Below are 18,342 nucleotides of genomic sequence, written 5' to 3' on the forward strand. Positions count from 1 at the left end.
GCGAGTTCCGTCAGACCCGGGGGCGGCGTCAGGTGGATGGTGTATTCGCGCGCGCCTGTTGCACCTGCGGGAATGGCATCACCATCGACCCGTCCGGGGCGGCGGTGAGGTTGACCTGGGTGGGGAAGGCGATCTCGATCTCGTCGTCGTTGAACCGCTGCAGGATCGCGATGCCGACGGCGGTGCGGCCGTTGTAGAAGCTGGCATAGTCGGGGCCGTCGCTGTCGAACTGGACCTCGAAATCGAGGCTCGATGCGCCGAAGCCGGTGAAGCCTGCACGCACGAAGATCTTGCCCTGCGCCTCGACCACGTCCTTCAGCATGTCGGGGATGCGCGCGCAGATTTCGGCGGGGGTGAAATAGGTAACGCCGATGATGAACTTCGCACGGCGATGGTTGCGCTGCGTGTTGTTGAGGATCTCCTTGTTGAGGAGGTTCTTGTTCGAGATCACGCGCTCCTCGCCGTCGATACCGCGGATGCGCGTCGATTTCAGGCCGATCGCCTCGACGCTGCCCGAGGCGGTGTCGTAGCTGATCGAATCGCCGCGGCGGAACGGGCGGTCGAAGATGATCGCGAGCGCGGCGAACAGGTCGGCGAAGATGCCCTGCGCGGCCAGACCGATCGCGATGCCGCCGACGCCGAGGCCCGCGACGAGGCCGGTCACGTTGACGCCGAGATTGTCAAGCACGACGACCATCGCGACCGCGAAGACGACGAAGGTGACGAGCAGGCGGATCAGCCCCATCGCCGACAGCAGCGCCTCACCCGAATAATGTTCGGACTGGGTGCGGTGCTCGATCGCGCCGAGGATGATCTCGCGCACCCAGACCGCGACCTGGAATACCGCGGCGACGGTGAAGAGGAAGTTGACCGTGGTCGCGACCTCGCCCGGTGCGGCGGAATAGCCGTCGACGAGCTTGGCGGCGAGCATGACGATGAAGAAGTTGCTGGTCCGCGAGACCGCCTTGCCGACGACGATCCCCCAGCCGTTGAGCGCGCGCGGGCGTTCGCATAGCCGGCTGCCGAAGCGGCGTGCGGTGTGGAGCGCGAGGACGATCAGCGCGCCGGCGCCGAACGCGATGAGGATCTGCAGCCAATAGGCCTGGACCCAAGCGAGGCTGGCGGTGACGAAGCCCTGTGCCTGGCTGCCGACATCACTCGCGTTGAAGATGGGGGCTTTAGCGATGCTGTTCGTATTGGACATCTGGATACTCGTCAGGCCGCGACGGTGATGGTCGCGGGGGTGCCGGCCTCGAGAAAGGCGATCAGGCCGCATTCCTCCCGGCTGAGATAGCGCTTGGCGCGCGGCAGGCGGAGCGCCTTGCGGAAGGTCGACTGGCCCTGTTTGACGAGGTCGATCAGGGCGGGGTGAACATAGCTCTTGCGCGCGATGGCATGCGTGTTGCCGAGCCGCGCGACGACCGGCTCGAGCATCGCCTTCAGGCTGAGATCGCGCTCTGCCGAGGCGAGTGCCTCGAACGCGGCGACGCTGGCGGCCCAGGTGCGGAAGTGCTTGGCGGTGAAGTCGGTCCCGGTGACCGCCTGGATATAGGCGTTGACGTCGCTCGACGTGACGGGATGCGCGACGCCGTCATCGTCGAGCCAGGCGAAGAGATGCTGTTCGTCGAGGTCCTGGCATTTCTTCACGAAGCTGCTGAGCGAGCGATCGGTGATTTTGAGCGTGCGCATCTTGCCCGACTTGCCCTTATATTCGAGCCGGAGCGTGGCGCCCTTCACCGCGCCGTGGCGCTTGCGGAGCGTCGTCGCGCCGAAACTTTCGTTCGCGGCGGCATAGGCCTCGTTCCCGATGCGGATATGCCCGCCGTCGAGCAGGCGGAGGACCGCGGCGACGGCGCGGTCGCGGCTGAGCGAGCGTTTGCGCAGATCGGCCTCGACCGCCTTGCGCAGCTTCGGGAGAGCGAGACCGAAATCGGCGCAGCGCTCATATTTCGCGGCGTCCTGCGCCTCGCGGAAGCCGGCGTGATAGCGATATTGCTTGCGACCCTTCTCGTCCCAGCCGACCGCCTGGATATGACCATTGGGCTTCGGGCAGAACCAGGCGTTGCTGTAGGCGGGGGGCAGGCCGACCGCGTTCAGCCGGTCGATCTCGTCACGGTCGGTGATGCGGGTGCCCGATGCGTCCCAATAGCCCCAGCCGGCGCGAATCTTGCGGCGGGAAATGCCGGGCTTGCTGTCATCTGAATATACGAGTCTGCTGGGCAATGCGTCGTTCCTTCCGGCCGACATTCGAAATGTTCGGGCGGGCGCATCGTTCCGGAACGACCGGCGCGGCGCGGGGTTGAGGGGGCACGGGATTTCACTGGAGACATGACATGGCCGATCTTTCCCAGGCACGCATTCTGATCCTCGCCACCGACGGTTTCGAGACCGTCGAGCTGTTCGAACCCAAGAAGGCGCTCGAGGCGGTGGGCGCGAAGGTGACGCTCGCGTCGATCAAGACCGACCCGATCCAGGGCATGAAGGGCGACATCAACAAGGCGGAGACGATCACCCCCGAGCTGACGCTCGACGAGGTTGATACCGACGATTACGACGCGCTGGTGCTGCCCGGCGGCGTCGCCAACCCGGACGCGATGCGCGTCCAGGAGCGCGCGATCGAGATCATCACCGAGTTCATGGAGGACGGCAAGATCGTCGCGGCGATCTGCCATGCGCCCTGGCTGCTGGCCGAGGCGGACGTGATCGACGGGCGCCGGCTGACGAGCTTTCCGTCGATCCGCACCGATCTGGAGAATGCCGGCGCGGACGTGGTCGATGAGGAGGTCGTGGTCGACGACAATCTGATCACCAGCCGCAAGCCCGACGACATCCCCGCGTTCAACAAGGCGATCATCGCCGCGCTTGAGGAAGAGCTGGCGGACGAGCCGGTCGACTGACGCTCGACGGCCAGACACGAAGAGATACCGGGGGTCAGCGTGTTTGCTGGCCCCTTTTTGCTGCTTGTCCGAAGCGGTTGATCCAGGCCTGCGCGGGCCGCTCGACGCCGTGGTACAGCGCGAGGGAGGCGAGCAGGATCGCGATGAGAAGCGCGCCGATCAGGAACGGCGGGACCGCGACCGCGCTGGCGACGAACGCCATCTTGAACGCGGTCCAGAGCAATGAATGGCTGAGATAGGTCGCAAAGCTGATCTCGCCGAGCCGGTGCAGCGGCCATGAGGCGAGCGGGTTGCGGCGCCGGCTCGAGGTCAGCGCGAGCGCGAGCAGCAGCGCCGCGAGTGCGGCCGGCACCGCGACGATCTCGTTCAGAAGGCCGCTAGCAAAGCTCGCAAAGCCCAGGCCGCTGACACACACTGCCGCGATGAGTGCGCGCCGGGGCTGCTCGCGGTGGCGTAGCCACAAAGCTGCGACCGCTGTGCCTGCGCCGAATTCGGTGACGCAGCGCAGGATGCCGAACCAGGGGATCGCCTGGCCGAGCGTCGCCATGCCGTTCGATCGCATCACGTAAGCGAGCAAGCCCAGCGCGACGGCGATCGCTGCGATCAGGCCCGGTGTCGGGACGCGTCGCCAGTCGATGACGAGCGGCAGCAGCGGGAAGACGAGATAGGCGAACATCTCGCTGGAGATCGACCAGGCGGGATCATTCCAGTCGAGCGCGGTGATGCCTAACCAGTCGCGCGTCATCGGCCAGTTCTGGAGCAGAAGGATATGCACCGGCAAGCGGTCGAGCGGGAAGCGCGGGTCAGGGGGGCGTCCGGTCAGCGCCAGCGCGGCGACGATCAGCAGCGCGAAGCCGAGCATGACGAGGTGGAGCGGCCAGATCCGCGCGACCCGGCGGCGCAGGAAGCCGGGGATGGCGCGCCAGCGCTGCACGGCGATCCGGTTGGCATAGCTCAGCCAGATCACGAAGCCCGAGAGAAGGAAGAAGAAGTCGACCGCGAGATAGCCCTTGGCGAGAAACCGCTGCACGCCGTCGGACACGCCGAGCGCGGCGCGGAGATGGAACAGCACGACGAACCAGGCGGCGACGCCGCGCGCGCCGGTCAGCGCCCGGAGTTCGGTCATGCGGGCAGGGGCGTGCGCGTAGGGCGACGCATCGGCCGGAAGCTCGCCTCGCGGCGCTTGCGCCCGAGATAGGTGTCGAGCCCGATCTGTGCGCCGATCAGCATGTAGATGAACGGCTGGAACGCGATGGCGATGAACGCCGCGCCGAGCAGATAGACGAGATGGCCGGTCTGCAATGCGGCGGCGAGCGGGCCGGCCCAGGCGAACTGCCCTTCCGGATCGCGGTAGCGGCGGCGCAAAATCTCCATCCGGACGAGGCCGCCGAGATTAAGGACCAGCCATAGCGCGAGACCGAAATAGCCCTGTTCGCCGAGCATCTCGAAATAGGCGCTGTGATAGGCGCGCGCCTTGTCTTCCTCGACACGACCCGGCGTCGCAGCACCGGTGCCGGCGAGGTCGTAGCGGATGCGGTTGCCGCGATAGGCCTCGAACCCACCGCCGAACGGATGCGATTTGGCATAGTCGATCGTCCACTGCCACACCGCGATCCGGGTCGAGGCGGATTCGTCGGCCTGGTAGGTCTTGATCGTGTTCATGCGGTCGGTGAAGGTCGAGGGCAGGAAGGGGATGGCGATCAGCCCGAGTGCGGTCAGCCCCGCCAGATACAGCGCCTTGCGTCTGACGACGCGGAGCGACAGGACCGCGAGCAGCGCGATGCAGAGCAGACCGGTGCGCGTCGAGGTGCCGACCGGGATCAGCAGGCAGGCGAAGACGAGCGCGACGCAGAAGCCGCGGACGCGCCAGTCGGGTTTGAAGATCGTCCCGTAGCGCATGAACCAGATAATGATCGGGATGATCGCAACCGCGACCGCGCTGATCGTGCTGCCTTCGTAGAGCCCCGAATTATTGTCGACCATCAGGTTCAGCTGACCATAGCCGCCGCCGCCGCTGGCGATCGTCTTGATCCCGCCGACGATGATGATCGAGGCCGCCGACAGGATCATGAACAGCAGCAGCGCCTCGATCCGGAGCCGGGTGCGCAGCGTCAGTGGCAGGAAGGCGGCAAAGGCGAGCGCCTTCCAGACCCAGTCCCATTTGTCCTTCGCCTCGATCGGGAAGTCTGCGGCAAGCGTGGTCGCCCAGCAATAGAGCAGCAGCACGACGATCAGCAGCTGACGCGGCGCGACGCGGGTGTCGCGCTTGTCGTCCGCGATCAGCCAGCCGCCGACCGCCAGCGCGACCGCGATCAGCGAGATGGGGACGGTGTTGAGCAGCAGATAGGTCAGCCGCTGCGGCGAGACGATGTCGATATAGACATAGGCGAGGACGAGCAGGAACGGACGCCGGAACCCGAGCGCGAAGATCGCAGCCAGAAAGCCGATGAAGGCGAGATCACGCACGCGGGCGGCGTCCGGTACCGCGTGCCGCCGGGCGGTCACCGGCGGGCGGGCTGCCACCCTCACGATCGTTGCCGGCTTCCGGCTCGGAATCGAGATCGGCGCGGCGCAGGAGCAGGATCGCGGCGATCATCATCAGGCCGTGCGTCAGGCCCAGCGCGAAATTGTCGATCATCGGCCCGCCTTTCCGTGTCTGCGCGGTCCCGTTGCCGCCTGTGTCCGTCGCCGCGGCATAGGCCATGGCGGTTGACGCGCCGTTAAGCGCTGTCATGGCAACACGCTACTCACGATGCGCATTCTTCATATCCTCGACCACGGCCTGCCCCTGCAGAGCGGCTATACCTTTCGCACGCGGGCGATCCTCAAGGCGCAGGAGGCGCGCGGCTGGACGGTCGCGGCGGTGACCGGGCAGCGTCATGGGTCGGCCGCCGCCGCGGTGGAGTCGGTCGACGGGCTGACCTTTCACCGGACGCCGGCGACGCGCCGGTCGGGGCCGCTGGGGGAGATTGCCGGGATCCGCGCCTTTGCCCGGCGGATCGAGGCGGCGGTCGACGCCTTTCGCCCCGACATCCTGCACGCGCATTCGCCGGTGCTCGATGCGCTGGCGGGGCTGATCGTCGCGCGGCGGCGCAAACTGCCGCTGGTCTACGAGATCCGGGCGTTCTGGGAGGATGCCGCGGTCGGTAACGGCACCGGGGCCGAGGGATCGCTCGCCTATCGGACGACGCGCGCGCTCGAGACCTGGGCGGTCGGCCGTGCGGACGGCGTCGCGGTGATCTGCGAGGGACTGCGCGACGACCTGATCGCGCGCGGGATCGACGGGGGCAAGATCATGGTGTCGCCCAACGGCGTCGACCTGACGCTGTTCGGGGCGGTGCCGCCGCGCGACGACGCGCTGGCGACGACGCTGGGGCTCGACGGCAAGGATGTGGTCGGCTTCATCGGCAGCTTCTATGATTATGAGGGACTGGACGACCTGATCGCGGCGATGCCCGCGCTGGCCGCGGCACGGCCGGACGCGCGGCTGCTGCTGGTCGGGGGCGGGCCGATGGCGGATGCGCTGGCGGCGCAGGCTGCGGCCTCGCCGGTCGCGGACGCGATCCATTTCGTCGGCCGGGTGCCGCATGCGGAGGTCGAGCGCTATTACGGGCTGATCGACATCCTCGCCTATCCGCGCAAGCGGATGCGGCTGACCGATCTGGTGACGCCGCTCAAGCCGCTCGAGGCGATGGCGCAGGGGCGGATGGTGGCCGCGTCGGACGTCGGCGGACACCGCGAGTTGATTCGTGACGGGGATACGGGCACGCTGTTCCCACCCGACGATCCGCCAGCGATCGCGGCGGCACTGGCGGGGATGTTCGACGATCGCGCGGACTGGCCGTCGCGCCGCCAGCGCGCGCGGGCGTTCGTCGAGCGCGACCGTAACTGGTCGTCAAACATTTTGCGTTACGAACCGCTTTACCATCGGCTGATACAGGCCGAATGACGGACCATGGCATGACCGAATTCCATCGACAGTCCCCGATCCGCCACCTTCCCGTCGCCGCAGCATTGCTCGTCGCGGTCGCCGCGATGATTGGCTTCGTCGCGATGCCGGGGACGATGCTCGAGGAACTGGTCTGGCGGACCGGCGTCGCCGCGCTGATCCCCGCCGCACAGCCGCCGCTGGGGACGACGGCGCGCGTCGTCCTCGCGCTCGCCACCGCGGTCATCGGCGCGGCGGTGACCTGGTCGGCGCTGTTCCTGCTGGTGGGGCCGGGGGGTCTGCTGGTGCGTCCGCCGCGTCGCCGCGACGACGGCGTGCCGGTCGTCCGCCGGGCCGATGCGCATCCCGACGCGCCGCCACGCCGGCCGATGACCGCGGCCGATCTCGGCACGCCGATGATGGAGGTGACCGCGGCGAACCCGGTCACGCTCGAGCGATCGATCCCCGCGGACCTCGACCAGCCGCTCGCGGCGTTCGACCCGCATGCGATCCTGCCGGTGCCGATGGCGCCGATCCGGCCGGTCACGCCGCTGGTGCAGGCCGAGGCGGCGCCGGTCGCGTCAGCCGCTCCGGTGGAAGACGATGAGCGGGTCGTAGCATTAGCTGACGAATCCGTCGCGATCGACGAGCCGGTGGAGGCCGCGACGGTCCCGATCATGGTGAGCGAGCCGGTCGCACCGCGGGTCTCGGTGGCTTGGTCAGCGCCATCGTCGGCTCCACCGTCAGTTGGCGCCGTCAACGGTGCGGCGCGCCATGAGCCGCGTCTGGTCGATACGCCGGCGCCGGCTGCATCGCCGTCACCGCCTTCGATCGAGTCGCTGTTGCGGCGGCTGGAGCAGGGTGCGACCCGGCGGCGTCAGGCGACATCGGGCTGACATACCGCGACCGCGTGAAACCGCTGTTGATACGAAGAAACCTCTGATACCGATTGCTCGAAAACGACGGTCGGAGGGGTCATGGCGCAGGTCGCGGATCAATCGAAGTTCGAAGAAGCGGCGCCGCCTGCCGAGCCGGACGGGCAGGCGGGGGCGACCCGCTATGGCTGGTATGTGCTGTCGATCCTGTTCCTGGTCTATGTGCTCAACTTCGTCGACCGGCAGATCATCTCGATCCTTGCCGAGGACATAAAGCGTGATCTGGGGCTGAAGGATCAGGATCTCGGGTTTCTCTACGGGACCGCGTTCGGGGTCTTCTATGCGCTGTTCGGGATCCCGCTCGGGCGGCTTGCGGACAATTGGCACCGGGTCCGGCTGATGACGATCGGCCTGACGCTCTGGTCGGTGATGACGGCGGTGTCCGGCCTGTCGCGGACCGGCGGGCATCTCGCGGCGGCGCGGATCGGCGTCGGCATCGGCGAGGCGACCGCCAGCCCGTCGGCCTATTCGCTGATTTCCGATTATTTCCCCAAAAGGCTGCGTGCGACTGCGTTGTCGATCTATTCGGCCGGGCTTTATGTCGGTGGCGGCTGCTCGCTGTTTATCGGCGGGGCGATCGTGCAGGGCTGGAACCGGGCCTATCCGGGGGGCGGGCCGTTCGGGCTGGTCGGGTGGCAGGCGGCGTTCATGGCGGTCGGTGTGCCGGGTCTGCTGCTCGCGATCTGGATCGCGACGCTGAGGGAACCGATCCGCGGGCATGTCGAGGGGCTTCCCGAACCGGCGCCGCACCCCGCACCGTTTCGCGCCTTCGCCGGCGAGTTGCTGACCATCGTGCCGCCGCTGACGCTGATCGGTGCGGCGATGGGCGGGGTCAGGGCGTTCGTCGTCAACCTCGCCGGGCTGGCGATCGTCACGCTGGCGGTGGTCGGACTGGTTGGAGCGGGCGAGCCCTGGCCGCAATGGGTGGCGATCGGGACCGGCGTCTATGCCGTGTTCTCCTGGGCCTGTGCGCTGCGCCGCCGCGATCCGCCGACCTTCGCGCTGATCATCGGCACGCCCGCGTTCCTGTGCACGGTCGTCGCCTATGGCCTGAACGCGTTCCTGAGCTATGCGGCGAGCTTCTGGGCGGCGCCCTATGCGCTGCGCGTGCTCGGCGCGACGCCGTCGAGCGCTGGGTTCCTGCTCGGCGGGCTGGGCGCGCTTGCGGGGTTTCTCGGGCTGACGATGGGCGGAGTGGTCTCGGACCGGTTGCGGCGGACCAACCCTGCCGGGCGGCTTTTGGTGGTGATCTTCGGCGCGGTCGTGCCGGTGCCGTTCCTGTGCCTCGCCTTTACCGCGTCGGTGCCGCTGCCCTTCTATGCCGGAATCTTCCTCGCGCAGATCACCGCGAGCTGTGCGCTCGGTGCCGCCGCGGCGACAACGCAGGATCTGGTGCTGCCGCGGATGCGGGGAACGGCGACCGCGACCTTCTTCATCGGCACGACGCTGATCGGGCTGGCGCTTGGGCCGTATCTGGCGGGTCGGGTGTCGACGCTCAGTGGGAGCCTGTCGGTCGGGATGCTGTCGCTGCTGGTCAGCGTGCCGATCACGCTGGCCGCGGCGGTCGCGGCGTACCGGCTGGTCCCTGCCGCCGAGGCCTCGCGCGAGGCGCGGGCCCGGGCGGCGGGGGAGGTCGCCTAGCCATGGTCCCTCGCCGAGGATGCCATGGCTAGGCTAAGTGGTTCAGCTCGGCTGGAACACGCCGCAGGCGATGCGGCCGCCGCTGTTGCCGGCGGGGTCGGTCATCAAATCGTCGGGACCGGCATGGACCACGAACGCCGAACCATCGGCATCGAGCAGCCCGGCCATCGTCGCACCCGGGATCGTGACGCCGACCGTGCCGCGGCCGTCGGTGCCGGTGATCAGGTTGGGCAGATCGCCCTCATGCGGCCCCTGCGGGTTCATCGACCCGTGCTTCATCGACGTCGGGTTCCAATGGCCCCCCGCGGTCGTGAAGTCGGGCGCGTCGCAGCGACCGGTCGTGTGGATATGGACGCCGTGCGTGCCCGGCGGCAGCGCCTTGGCGTCGACGGTGAAGCGCAGTCCGCCGGCAACGTCGGTCGCGGTCGCGCGGCCGACATCGACCCCGGCGGCGTTCATCAGCATCGCGCGTGCGCTCTGCCCGCCTGCGATCGGCGTCCCGGTCTCGAGCCCTTTCTGATCGCAGGCCGCCAGCGTGAGCGCTGCTGCACCGACCAGCGCAAATGTTGCAATCCGCATGTCCGTCTCTCCCTATTGATCCGACGCGAACCCGCCAAAGTCGCCGGCGGTTCCGGCGTCGGGTTCGAGCGGCCAGCGCAGCAGTGGTTCGTACCAGGCACCGTCGCGGCCGAGGTGGCTCTGGTACAGCGTCAGATGGGTCATCGCAAACGGCGCGCTGGCGAGCCCGGCATGGCGGGCGATCCAGCCGTCGATCTCCGGCGACGTGCCGAGCGACCGCGGCAGCCGCGCGAGCGTGACGTGCGGCAGATAGGCGCGGCGATCGGGTGGCAGCCCGGCGCGGACCACCGCCTGATCAACCTTGCGGTGCAGCGCGGTGAGCGCGGCGTGCGGGGTGACGCCCGCCCAGAGCGTGTCGGTACGCCCGCGGCTCGCGAACTGACCGACCGCATGCAACGCCACCGTTGGCGCCGCCGGCGTCAGCGACAGGCGGAGCCGGTCGATCTCGGTCACGATGTCGTCGGCCAGACGCGGATCGACCTCGCCGAGGAAGCGCGTCGTGACGTGGAGCTGCTCGTCATCCTGCCAGCGCGCACCGCCGATCCCGTCCATCAGGTCGAACAGCATCTCGCGGATGGGGAGGGGCGGGCGGAGCGCGAGAAACAGGCGTAGCATCGGCGGGATTGATAGCGCCGATCACCCCGAATTGGGAACGTCTCCGCTTGAAAATCGTCCTCCCAGCACCGATGTTGCACGCAAGCGGCATGTGGCCGGATAGAGGAGTTGTAATTTCAATGGCTAATTGGTCTGATCCCCGGCCTCGTGCCGCGCCGTTCGGAGCGACGGCCACCACCCCCGGTTCGGCAGCATATGACGCGGGTCTCCGCTCGTACATGCTGTCGGTCTATAACTATATGGGCTCGGGCGTGCTGCTGACCGGCATCGTCGCGCTTCTGTTCGCCTGGGGCGGTGCATCGTCGCCTGCCGCACAGGTGTTCATGGGCGGCGGTCCGCTGAAGTACGTCATCATGTTCGCGCCGCTCGCGATCGTGTTCGGCATGAGCTTCGGCCAGAACCGGATGAGCACCGCGACGCTGCAGATGCTGTTCTGGGGCTTTGCGATCCTGATGGGTCTGTCGCTGTCGACGATCTTCCTGGTCTATAGCGGCACGTCGATCGCCAGCGCGTTCTTCGCGACCGCCGCCGGCTTCGCAGGGCTGAGTCTGTACGGTTACACCACGAAGCGTGATCTGTCGGCGTTCGGGACGTTCCTGATCATCGGCGTGGTCGGTCTGCTGGTGGCGAGCATCATCAACATCTTCCTCCAGTCGGGTGTCATGCAGCTGGTCATCAGCGGCGGCGGCGTGCTGCTGTTCGCGGGTCTGACGGCCTATGACACGCAGCGTACCAAGAGCCTGTACATGCAGGTCGCGGGTACGGACATGGTCGGCAAGGTCGTGATCATGTCGGCACTGAGCCTGTATCTCGACTTCATCAACATGTTCATGTTCGTGCTTCGCCTGTTCGGCAGCAGCCGCAACTAAGCGCTTCGCACCTTCTCTGAGTGACGGTCCGGCGGGAAACTGCCGGGCCGTTTTTGCATCCTGGCCAGGATTTAAGACCACAATGCGTCTCTCGATCGACGTTCATCTGGATTATGGAATTGCCGGCGACGCCGACGTGTTGCTGCAGATCGAGGCGGCGGCGATGCCCGACCAGCGGATCGAGGAGCAGTCGCTGACGATCTGGTCGGACAGCCCGATCCGCGCGGTCCCGGGCGAGGACGGCATCGGCCAGCGCTGCTGGGCGCGGGGGCATGGCCGGCTGACCGCGGCGTACCGCGCGGTGGTGAAGGTCGAGCGGCCGGTCGTCGCGCTCGGCGCCTATGGCACCACGCCGCCCCGGCTGCTGCCCGGTGACGTCACCGCCTATCTGATGCCAAGCCGCTATTGCCAGTCGGACCGGTTCGAGGGGTTCGTCGCGCGCGAGTTTCCCGGGCTCGACGGCGGCGCGCTGGCGGCGGCGCTGAGTGCCTGGGTCGGCAATGCGCTCGATTACCGGATGGGATCGAGTTCGGGCGAGACGACCGCGCTCGACACCTTCGCGTCGCGGTCGGGCGTGTGCCGCGACTATGCGCATCTGCTGGTCGCGCTCGCACGCGCGGGGGGGATCCCGGCGCGCTGCGTCTCGGCCTATGCGCCGGGGGTCGATCCGCCCGACTTCCACGCGGTCGCCGAGCTCTGGCTCGATGGCGCGTGGCGGCTGGTCGATCCGACGGGGATGGCGTCGTGCGGCGATATCGCGCGTGTCTGCATCGGGCGCGACGCCACCGACATCGCGTTCATGACGGTGTTCGGGCAGGCGACGCTGTGGACGCAGACTGTCCGGGTCCGCGCGCTCGACGACGAAACTGCGTGACCGGTCCGCGACGCGAGTCGCTCGTCGCAGCGGCAGGAACACCGGGCGTGCTGAACCGTTTGCGTCCGTAACGATTTTCACAGGAGTCTCGACATGAACGATATCGACAAACGCGCGCTCGACAGCCTGTCGGTTGCACCGGATGGGCAGGATGGCGATGCTGCCAACGGCCGGACCGACGGCCGCGACCCGCGCCAGGAGGCCGGTCAGGACAAGTCGATCGGCAAGCGGCTGCAGAAGAACCCGTTGAGCAACGATGCGCGTCTCGACAATGCGCTCGACGAGTCGATGGATGCGAGCGATCCGCCCGCATCGACCCAGCCGGTGCACAATCAGGGGCCGGCGCCGTCGTCCGGCTATGATGCGGAAGCAGAACGAAAGCTGGCCGAAAAGAACGGCTGATCTATCGCGGGGTGTGCTCGCGCCTGGCCGATGCCGGGCGCGGGCGGCGCTCCACCGTTCCAAGTTCGATTGTTGCGTAAATACCGCCCCTGGCGAAAAGTTTGATGCCTGGCCTCGACTGGTCGCATTGCGTGTTGCAGCGCAACAGATTTCATGGTCGCTTATACACCGTGACGTGACGATGCGTTAGGGACCGTCCTCTGCCCCAAATGCATGGGAACGCCTGTTACTTGCAGCAAGGCGGGGTGACGATATGGCTTCACGGATGAAACCGGCAAAGGGCATCACGACGCTCGCCGAAATGAAGGAATTCGCCGGCTTTTCCAGCGCGACGCAGCGATATATCCGGCGCTCGCTCGATGTCGGTCTCGACCGCGAGGATGCGATGACGCGCTGGTCGCGCGACGTGGTCGAGGAAGCGAGCATCCGCGCACAGGCGCGGCTCTATGTTGGTCTTGACGATCTTCGCGAACTTCTGCCCGAGGATGCGGGGCTCGGCGGGGCGGACCGGTTTCTGGGAAAACTGGTGACGCTGGCCGCTTTCGATCTGGGGCAGGGGCGGCTGACGAGCTTTTCCGCCTTCCGGTTCCTGTACGAGCGGCTTGCCGGCGCGGATGTGCGACCCTGGTTGCCGTCCGCCTTCTGCGCGGCGGCGGCGTTGCCGCATCTCCATCCCGAACTCCGCCGCAAGCTGCTCCAGTCGATCAGCGAAGCCGCGGCGACCGCGTCGGGCTGGTCGAGCCGGGAACCCGTCTTCTTCCCCTATTGGGTGGAGAAGGTCGACAGCGGGACGTCGCTCGCCACCTGACGGCTCAGCGGCAGGCGCGCCAGCCCATCGCGCCGCGATCCGCCTGATCGAGATGGAAGTGGTCCGCATGCGCGGTGTTGTAATCGGGCGAGAGCGTCGTCGCGAAAAGCTGGCAGGCGCCGTCGCGGACCTCGCGGAGGAAGGCGGCCTTGGCGGTATCGCCTTGCCAGTCGCGGGCTACGGTAATCCGCGTGCCATTGCCTAACCGAAAGCCCGCAATGTCGACCGCGTCGGCGGTCGAGTGCTCGCTCCACGTGCCGGCGTCGCGGCCGTAGATGCGGCGACAGCTATAACTGCCGAAATGGTCGATGCTCGTGACCTTGGTGCCGAAATGCCGTTCGGCCGCGGGCTGGACGACATTCCATTCCCATATCGCGAGCGCCGCGGCGACGGGGCAGGCGACGCCAAGACCCGCGGGCGCGAAGTCGATCCGCCGTGCGCCGCCGGATGTGAACCGGACGCCGTCGCTATAGCCGCATTGGCCTTCACCGCTGCGAGGCGGCAGCGCGGTGTAGCGGACACCGGCACGCTCGAGCGCGGCCCGACAGGCGGGATAGGACTGGGTCAGCGCATTGAGCTTGCGCCCGGTCATCAGCCCGATCGGCTGGCCGAGATCGAGCGGGGTCCAGGGCAGGTCCTGCGGACGACCGCGCAGCGTCGACCAGAGTATCAAGCCGAGGCCCGCGATCACCGCCAGTGCGACGATCCAGCCCAGCGTCCGCCGCACCGCACGCATCAGCCGTGCGCCACACGCGTGACGGGCTCGCTGGTCACCGGATAGCCGAGATCGTCGGGGATGCAGAAATGGTCGATCCCGTCGCGCAGCTCGATCCACGGCGTCACGGTGCGGACCGGTCTGCGCCGCGCGTCGGCGACTGCTTCGTCGAAGCCGGCGAACAGCGCGAGGCGTTCGAGGTTGCGGCGGGTCGGGAAGATCACCTGTGCGCGGCCGGCATCGGCATGCGCGAGGATCTCGGCAGCGGTCGCCCAGAGCAGGCGGACATTCTCCGTCTCGTCGACGCGGGCGGGGGCGGCGTCGGCGGGCAGGCCCGCGAGATAGAAGCGTGTGTCGAAGATCCGGGTCAGATGATGCGCGGGTCGCCACCGCGCGAAATAGGTGAGCATGTGCGGATCACAGCGGAGCCCCAACTCGTCGAGCATCGGCCCCAGTTCCCCTCCGGCATGCAACGCCGCGCGCAGTGTCGCGAGCGTATCGGCGGACGGTGCGGGATGAAGACCGATGGCGAGCCCGACCTCCTCGATCGTCTCGCGGATTGCGGCGATGCGGGCGGCGACCTCTTCGATCATGACCGGATCAGCGGGCTGCGGGATGAGTTGCTCTGCGAGCGTGCGGTCGGCCGGGTCGACCCGGCCACCGGGGAAGACGAGTGCACCGCCGGCAAACGCCATCGATCCCGCGCGCTCGACCATCAGCAGTTCGGGGGCGAGCGACGGGCGATCGCGAAAGATCACCAACGTGGCAGCCGGAATGGCGGGGGAGATCGGTTCGGTCATCGATCTGTGTAACGCGCGAAACCCGGATCGGGCCAGACGGCAGTATAGCGTGATTCAGAGCGCGACCGGCAGAGCGCTCAGAATGGCTTTAACGGTCGGGGAGGGCGATCAGCCCTCCCCGTGGCGCATCAATCGTCGCTGCCGAGCGTACGCTTGGCGGCATCGAGCGCGGCCTTGCCGGTCTTGCGCGAAGTCTTGCCTGCGTCTTCCGCAGCGGCTTCGACCTTCGAACCAGCCTTGCGGCCGAGGCCGATCGACTTCGCCATCGCACGGCGTGCTTCCGAATAGGTCGCAGCGACCATCGGATAGTCGGCCTTCAGGTTGAAACGTTCGCGATACTGCTCCGGCGTCATGCCATGCGTCGTCAGGTGGCGACGCAGTGTCTTGTACTTCTTGCCGTCGATCATCGAGACGATGTGGTCAGGCGATGCAAGCGACTTGCGCGCCGTCACGGCGGGCTCATAGGTCGTCGCCTCGACGGTATCGCCCGTCATCTCTGCGCCGGTCGTGAGCTTGGTCACGGCGGTGTGCATCGACAGGAGAAACGCAGGAACGTCTTCGGCAGCGGTGCGGGTGTTGGGGTTCGCCAGCCAGGCTGCCGTCAGTTCTGCCGCCAGTTCGACGGTATTGATGGTTTCGGTCACACGGGATCCTTGATTGTTGAAAAATTTTCCCCCTCCATTCGCGCGACTACGCGCTATTGGCAGAAAATGACACCCGCAAATATTATTAAAGCGCTCAATTGACCGGGAATTCTGTTCGCGACGTCGAATCCGGGCGCTGATCTTGCGATTTGCTGAGTTTATACGCGCGCCAGACCAACCCTATAGATCCTCACAAATACGCGCATTCGCGGTTGTAGCATGCGTGCGCTCGAAGCGGGTCCGACATCCGGCGCAGTCATCAGATCCGGCAGATCAGGTTGCGGATCGAGACGCCCGATCGGGACGTCGCGATTGGCGGACGCATCTTATCGCGCAGGGGCAGCCGGTCGGCGCGGCGTGATCTTGGTACCGAGCAGGACCAGCCCTTCGGGCCCGACACCGAAGCCGTGCGGAACGCCGGCGGGGATCAGCAGGACGTCGCCGGGGCGGAGCGCGCGGGTCGTGGCGCCCTCGATCCGCGCGCCGTCGGTGAGGCCGGGGTTGACGACATGCGGATCGACCAGGCGTCCACCCGAAAGCAACGTCCCCGATCCCGCGACGACGGTCGCATATTCATTGTCGTCGGGATGCACCGCAGGACGGCCTTCGGCTTTCCAATATTCGAGCGCGACGACGCTGCCGCCGCCGCTGACGAGCGTCTGCATCGCGAAGCCCTGACCCGGTTTCATCGTCGCTTCGAGCGCCGCGACCGCGCGGGGGATATCGGTCGCCGCGGCGAAATCGCGCGCCGCCTCCTGCGCCGGGGCGACCGTGGCGACCGCGACCGTCGCCAGCGCGAGCAGGACGCGCATCACGCCTTGGTGCCCGATGCCAGCCGGATCGTCCGCCCCTCGCGCGCCGAGCGGTAGATCGCCTCGACGATACGCAGGTCGCGCAGGCCCTCCGCACCCGACACGATCGGTTCTCGGCCGGTGCGGATGCAGGTGACGAGATGATCGAGCTGGCCGGCGAACTGGGTGCGGCCCGACGCCGCTGGCGTGACATCGCGCTCGCGCCCGTCGGCGCCCGTCCACATCCTGTTGTCGGCATAGCGGGTCGCGGGTTCGAGCTCGATCCGCCCGCGTTCGCCCATAAACAGGATGTGGTTCTGGTTCGCGCTGTACATCGACTGGCAGCTGGCGATCGCGCCGGACGGGAATTCGAGCGTCCAGTCGATCATGTCCTCGACCTCGCGAAACCGCGGATCGGTGCGATCGGTGGACTCGCGCGCGGTCACCGCGACGGGCTCCTCGCCGGTCATGTAGCGTGCGGCCTGGAGGCTGTAGATGCCCATGTCCATCAGCGAGCCCCCGCCCGCCAGCGCCTTGTTTAGCCGCCATTTCGACGGATCGCGCTGGACGAAGCCGTGTTCGGACCGGACGTAACGCGTCCTGCCCATCGTCCCCGCACGCGCGAGCCGCATCGCCTCGACGTTGCAGGGCTCGAAATGGCAGCGATAGCCGATCATCAGCTTGCGATCCGCCGCCTTGCAGGCCGCGATCATCGCCTCGCATTCGGCGACCGAGACCGCCATCGGCTTTTCGCACAGGACATGCTTGCCGGCGCGCGCGGCGCGGATCGTGTACTCGGCATGCATCGCGTTGGGCAGGCAGATATAGACGATATCGATATCGGGATTGTCGCGGATCCGATCGAAGGTCGCATAGCTGTAGACCGACCGGTCGGGCAGGCCGTGCGCGGCCGCGACGCGGCGCGCCTTGGCGGGGTCACCGCTGACCACCGCGGCGAGCCGGCTGTGCGCGCATTTGGCGAATTCGGGGATGATGACGTCGAGCCCGTAATAGCCCAGCCCGACGATCGCATAGCCGAGCTTGCGCGTCGGGGCGGCCGCCTGCGTGATCGCGGGCACCGCGGCCAGCGCGGTTGCGCCGATGACAAATTCGCGTCGTCCTATCGTCACGATCAGATCCCCATCCTGCAAGCGCTGTCGGCCACCCTGTTCGGCTACCGGCTGTCGCGTGGCCATTACGACCTTGGTCGGTCTTATCGCCGATCCGTGCCGTTGGCGCCATCCGCGCTGGCGCGGTCATCGATCCAGGCCCAGACGTCGCGTACCAGCGTGTCGGGCGTCGCCTGCGCATCGAGCGTGATCGCGGTTTCGTCGGGCCCGGGGCGCTCGAGCGTCGCGCGCTGGCTGTCGAGCAGGCTGGCCGGCATGTAATGCCCCGCGCGCGCGCCGAGCCGTCGCGCGAGTTCCGCCGGATCCGTGTCGAGCAGCACGAACAGCAGCGGGACGCCCGCGGCAGCGACAAGCCGCTCGCGATAGACCCGCTTCAGCGCAGAGCAGGCGGCGACCGCAAAGCCGTCGGCCGCGACCGCATCGCCGATCGCGTGACCGACGCGGTCGAGCCAGGGCCAGCGGTCGGCGTCGTCGAGCGGATGGCCGGCGCGCATCTTGGCGACCGCCTCCGCGCTGTGGAAGCCATCGCCTTCGAGGAAGCGGTGACCCGCCTGATCGGCGAGACGCTGGCCGAGCGTCGACTTGCCGCTGCCGCTGACGCCCATGACGATGATCGCGCAACCGCGCGGGACCGCGTGGGGCATGCCGTCGCCGGAGCGGGCCTGGGGGGAGGGGGTGGTTTGCACAGATCCTGACTCGCGGTTTGAGCGCGTC

At 67.6% G+C, this 18,342-nt stretch carries 21 protein-coding genes; 8 read left to right on the forward strand and 13 right to left on the reverse strand.

The genetic code is table 11. The features are described from left to right. Nucleotides 1-28: 28 nt before the first annotated feature. Together SOM18_RS01305 and SOM18_RS01310 are read right to left on the reverse strand one after the other, a co-directional pair. Nucleotides 29-1,204, reverse strand: a complete 1,176-nt coding sequence (locus SOM18_RS01305) for a mechanosensitive ion channel family protein (RefSeq protein WP_031440699.1) — start codon at nt 1,202-1,204, stop codon at nt 29-31. 11 nt (nt 1,205-1,215) lie between these two features. Next, nucleotides 1,216-2,247, reverse strand: coding sequence for a DNA topoisomerase IB (locus SOM18_RS01310; protein WP_042467075.1), 1,032 nt, complete (start codon nt 2,245-2,247; stop codon nt 1,216-1,218). An 86-nt stretch (nt 2,248-2,333) separates the two neighbouring features. Between SOM18_RS01310 and SOM18_RS01315 the strand changes: the two genes are divergently transcribed. Beyond that, nucleotides 2,334-2,897, forward strand: a complete 564-nt coding sequence (locus SOM18_RS01315; protein WP_031394328.1) for a type 1 glutamine amidotransferase domain-containing protein — start codon at nt 2,334-2,336, stop codon at nt 2,895-2,897. A 34-nt stretch (nt 2,898-2,931) separates the two neighbouring features. On the opposite strand, the gene SOM18_RS01320 is transcribed toward SOM18_RS01315, so the two are convergent. The 3 genes from SOM18_RS01320 to SOM18_RS01330 are packed head-to-tail and all read right to left on the reverse strand — an operon-like array spanning nt 2,932 to nt 5,631. Further along, nucleotides 2,932-4,023 carry an acyltransferase family protein gene (locus SOM18_RS01320; protein WP_031440701.1) on the reverse strand — a complete coding sequence of 364 codons (1,092 nt, stop codon included), beginning with the start codon at nt 4,021-4,023 and terminating at the stop codon, nt 2,932-2,934. Beyond that, the gene (locus SOM18_RS01325) at nt 4,020-5,363 is read right to left on the reverse strand and encodes a putative O-glycosylation ligase, exosortase A system-associated (protein ID WP_031440702.1); all 1,344 of its coding nucleotides are present in this window, start codon (nt 5,361-5,363) and stop codon (nt 4,020-4,022) included. Before SOM18_RS01325 ends, SOM18_RS01320 begins: the two co-directional genes overlap by 4 nt. After that, nucleotides 5,356-5,631: a hypothetical protein gene (locus tag SOM18_RS01330; protein ID WP_152555482.1), complete on the reverse strand. Its 276-nt coding sequence runs from the start codon at nt 5,629-5,631 to the stop codon at nt 5,356-5,358. Before SOM18_RS01330 ends, SOM18_RS01325 begins: the two co-directional genes overlap by 8 nt. 18 nt (nt 5,632-5,649) lie before the next feature. Here SOM18_RS01330 and SOM18_RS01335 point away from each other — a divergent pair, with 18 nt between their 5' ends. From SOM18_RS01335 to SOM18_RS01345, 3 genes are all read left to right on the forward strand, one after another. Beyond that, on the forward strand, nt 5,650-6,846 hold the full coding sequence (locus tag SOM18_RS01335; protein WP_192008719.1) for a TIGR04063 family PEP-CTERM/XrtA system glycosyltransferase: 1,197 nt from the start codon (nt 5,650-5,652) through the stop codon (nt 6,844-6,846). Between the two features lie 11 nt (nt 6,847-6,857). Further along, a complete protein-coding gene (locus tag SOM18_RS01340) occupies nt 6,858-7,721 on the forward strand; it encodes a hypothetical protein (RefSeq protein WP_320481169.1) in 864 nt (287 codons plus the stop codon). Between the two features lie 81 nt (nt 7,722-7,802). Continuing rightward, nucleotides 7,803-9,401, forward strand: a complete 1,599-nt coding sequence (locus tag SOM18_RS01345) for a spinster family MFS transporter (RefSeq protein WP_037531736.1) — start codon at nt 7,803-7,805, stop codon at nt 9,399-9,401. 42 nt (nt 9,402-9,443) lie between these two features. On the opposite strand, the gene SOM18_RS01350 is transcribed toward SOM18_RS01345, so the two are convergent. Beyond that, complete coding sequence (locus tag SOM18_RS01350) at nt 9,444-9,980, reverse strand: superoxide dismutase family protein (protein ID WP_037531737.1); 537 nt, start codon at nt 9,978-9,980, stop codon at nt 9,444-9,446. Nucleotides 9,981-9,992: 12 nt separating this feature from the next. Beyond that, complete coding sequence (gene thpR, locus SOM18_RS01355) at nt 9,993-10,595, reverse strand: RNA 2',3'-cyclic phosphodiesterase (protein WP_042467069.1); 603 nt, start codon at nt 10,593-10,595, stop codon at nt 9,993-9,995. Nucleotides 10,596-10,714: 119 nt separating this feature from the next. On the opposite strand from thpR, the gene SOM18_RS01360 reads away from it, so the two are divergent. From SOM18_RS01360 to SOM18_RS01375, 4 genes are all read left to right on the forward strand, one after another. Further along, a complete protein-coding gene (locus SOM18_RS01360) occupies nt 10,715-11,464 on the forward strand; it encodes a Bax inhibitor-1/YccA family protein (protein WP_320481170.1) in 750 nt (249 codons plus the stop codon). Between the two features lie 82 nt (nt 11,465-11,546). Then, nucleotides 11,547-12,338 carry a transglutaminase-like domain-containing protein gene (locus SOM18_RS01365; protein ID WP_031393946.1) on the forward strand — a complete coding sequence of 264 codons (792 nt, stop codon included), beginning with the start codon at nt 11,547-11,549 and terminating at the stop codon, nt 12,336-12,338. Nucleotides 12,339-12,431: 93 nt separating this feature from the next. Then, a complete protein-coding gene (locus SOM18_RS01370; protein ID WP_031440667.1) occupies nt 12,432-12,740 on the forward strand; it encodes a hypothetical protein in 309 nt (102 codons plus the stop codon). 265 nt (nt 12,741-13,005) lie between these two features. After that, a complete protein-coding gene (locus SOM18_RS01375) occupies nt 13,006-13,548 on the forward strand; it encodes a hypothetical protein (RefSeq protein ID WP_031440666.1) in 543 nt (180 codons plus the stop codon). Between the two features lie 4 nt (nt 13,549-13,552). On the opposite strand, the gene SOM18_RS01380 is transcribed toward SOM18_RS01375, so the two are convergent. From SOM18_RS01380 to SOM18_RS01405, 6 genes are all read right to left on the reverse strand, one after another. Next, nucleotides 13,553-14,284, reverse strand: coding sequence for an extensin family protein (locus SOM18_RS01380; RefSeq protein WP_031440665.1), 732 nt, complete (start codon nt 14,282-14,284; stop codon nt 13,553-13,555). Further along, nucleotides 14,284-15,063 (reverse strand): NUDIX hydrolase, encoded by a 780-nt coding sequence (locus tag SOM18_RS01385; protein ID WP_031440664.1) that lies wholly within the window; start codon nt 15,061-15,063, stop codon nt 14,284-14,286. The genes SOM18_RS01380 and SOM18_RS01385 overlap by 1 nt, the downstream gene beginning before the upstream one ends. A 128-nt stretch (nt 15,064-15,191) precedes the next feature. Further along, nucleotides 15,192-15,707 (reverse strand): MucR family transcriptional regulator, encoded by a 516-nt coding sequence (locus tag SOM18_RS01390; RefSeq protein WP_320481171.1) that lies wholly within the window; start codon nt 15,705-15,707, stop codon nt 15,192-15,194. A gap of 326 nt (nt 15,708-16,033) precedes the next feature. Further along, entirely contained in the window at nt 16,034-16,519 is a 486-nt protein-coding gene (locus SOM18_RS01395; protein ID WP_320481323.1) for a cupin domain-containing protein, read from the reverse strand. Further along, nucleotides 16,519-17,628 (reverse strand): Gfo/Idh/MocA family protein, encoded by a 1,110-nt coding sequence (locus SOM18_RS01400; RefSeq protein ID WP_235188365.1) that lies wholly within the window; start codon nt 17,626-17,628, stop codon nt 16,519-16,521. Before SOM18_RS01400 ends, SOM18_RS01395 begins: the two co-directional genes overlap by 1 nt. 83 nt (nt 17,629-17,711) lie before the next feature. Further along, nucleotides 17,712-18,272, reverse strand: a complete 561-nt coding sequence (locus SOM18_RS01405) for a gluconokinase (protein ID WP_235188364.1) — start codon at nt 18,270-18,272, stop codon at nt 17,712-17,714. Between the last annotated feature and the right edge of the window lie 70 nt (nt 18,273-18,342).

It is taken from the genome of Sphingomonas sp. CFBP9019, from assembly GCF_034045155.1.
Lineage (GTDB): Bacteria > Pseudomonadota > Alphaproteobacteria > Sphingomonadales > Sphingomonadaceae > Sphingomonas > Sphingomonas aerolata.

Coding starts and splice junctions, on each gene's coding strand:
- SOM18_RS01305 (WP_031440699.1), bottom strand. CDS start 1,204: ATGTCCAATACGAACAGCATCGCTAAAGCCCCCATCTTCAACGCGAGT.
- SOM18_RS01310 (WP_042467075.1), bottom strand. CDS start 2,247: ATGTCGGCCGGAAGGAACGACGCATTGCCCAGCAGACTCGTATATTCA.
- SOM18_RS01315 (WP_031394328.1), top strand. CDS start 2,334: ATGGCCGATCTTTCCCAGGCACGCATTCTGATCCTCGCCACCGACGGT.
- SOM18_RS01320 (WP_031440701.1), bottom strand. CDS start 4,023: ATGACCGAACTCCGGGCGCTGACCGGCGCGCGCGGCGTCGCCGCCTGG.
- SOM18_RS01330 (WP_152555482.1), bottom strand. CDS start 5,631: ATGACAGCGCTTAACGGCGCGTCAACCGCCATGGCCTATGCCGCGGCG.
- SOM18_RS01335 (WP_192008719.1), top strand. CDS start 5,650: ATGCGCATTCTTCATATCCTCGACCACGGCCTGCCCCTGCAGAGCGGC.
- SOM18_RS01340 (WP_320481169.1), top strand. CDS start 6,858: ATGACCGAATTCCATCGACAGTCCCCGATCCGCCACCTTCCCGTCGCC.
- SOM18_RS01345 (WP_037531736.1), top strand. CDS start 7,803: ATGGCGCAGGTCGCGGATCAATCGAAGTTCGAAGAAGCGGCGCCGCCT.
- SOM18_RS01350 (WP_037531737.1), bottom strand. CDS start 9,980: ATGCGGATTGCAACATTTGCGCTGGTCGGTGCAGCAGCGCTCACGCTG.
- thpR (WP_042467069.1), bottom strand. CDS start 10,595: ATGCTACGCCTGTTTCTCGCGCTCCGCCCGCCCCTCCCCATCCGCGAG.
- SOM18_RS01360 (WP_320481170.1), top strand. CDS start 10,715: ATGGCTAATTGGTCTGATCCCCGGCCTCGTGCCGCGCCGTTCGGAGCG.
- SOM18_RS01365 (WP_031393946.1), top strand. CDS start 11,547: ATGCGTCTCTCGATCGACGTTCATCTGGATTATGGAATTGCCGGCGAC.
- SOM18_RS01370 (WP_031440667.1), top strand. CDS start 12,432: ATGAACGATATCGACAAACGCGCGCTCGACAGCCTGTCGGTTGCACCG.
- SOM18_RS01375 (WP_031440666.1), top strand. CDS start 13,006: ATGAAACCGGCAAAGGGCATCACGACGCTCGCCGAAATGAAGGAATTC.
- SOM18_RS01380 (WP_031440665.1), bottom strand. CDS start 14,284: ATGCGTGCGGTGCGGCGGACGCTGGGCTGGATCGTCGCACTGGCGGTG.
- SOM18_RS01385 (WP_031440664.1), bottom strand. CDS start 15,063: ATGACCGAACCGATCTCCCCCGCCATTCCGGCTGCCACGTTGGTGATC.
- SOM18_RS01395 (WP_320481323.1), bottom strand. CDS start 16,519: ATGCGCGTCCTGCTCGCGCTGGCGACGGTCGCGGTCGCCACGGTCGCC.
- SOM18_RS01405 (WP_235188364.1), bottom strand. CDS start 18,272: ATGCCCCACGCGGTCCCGCGCGGTTGCGCGATCATCGTCATGGGCGTC.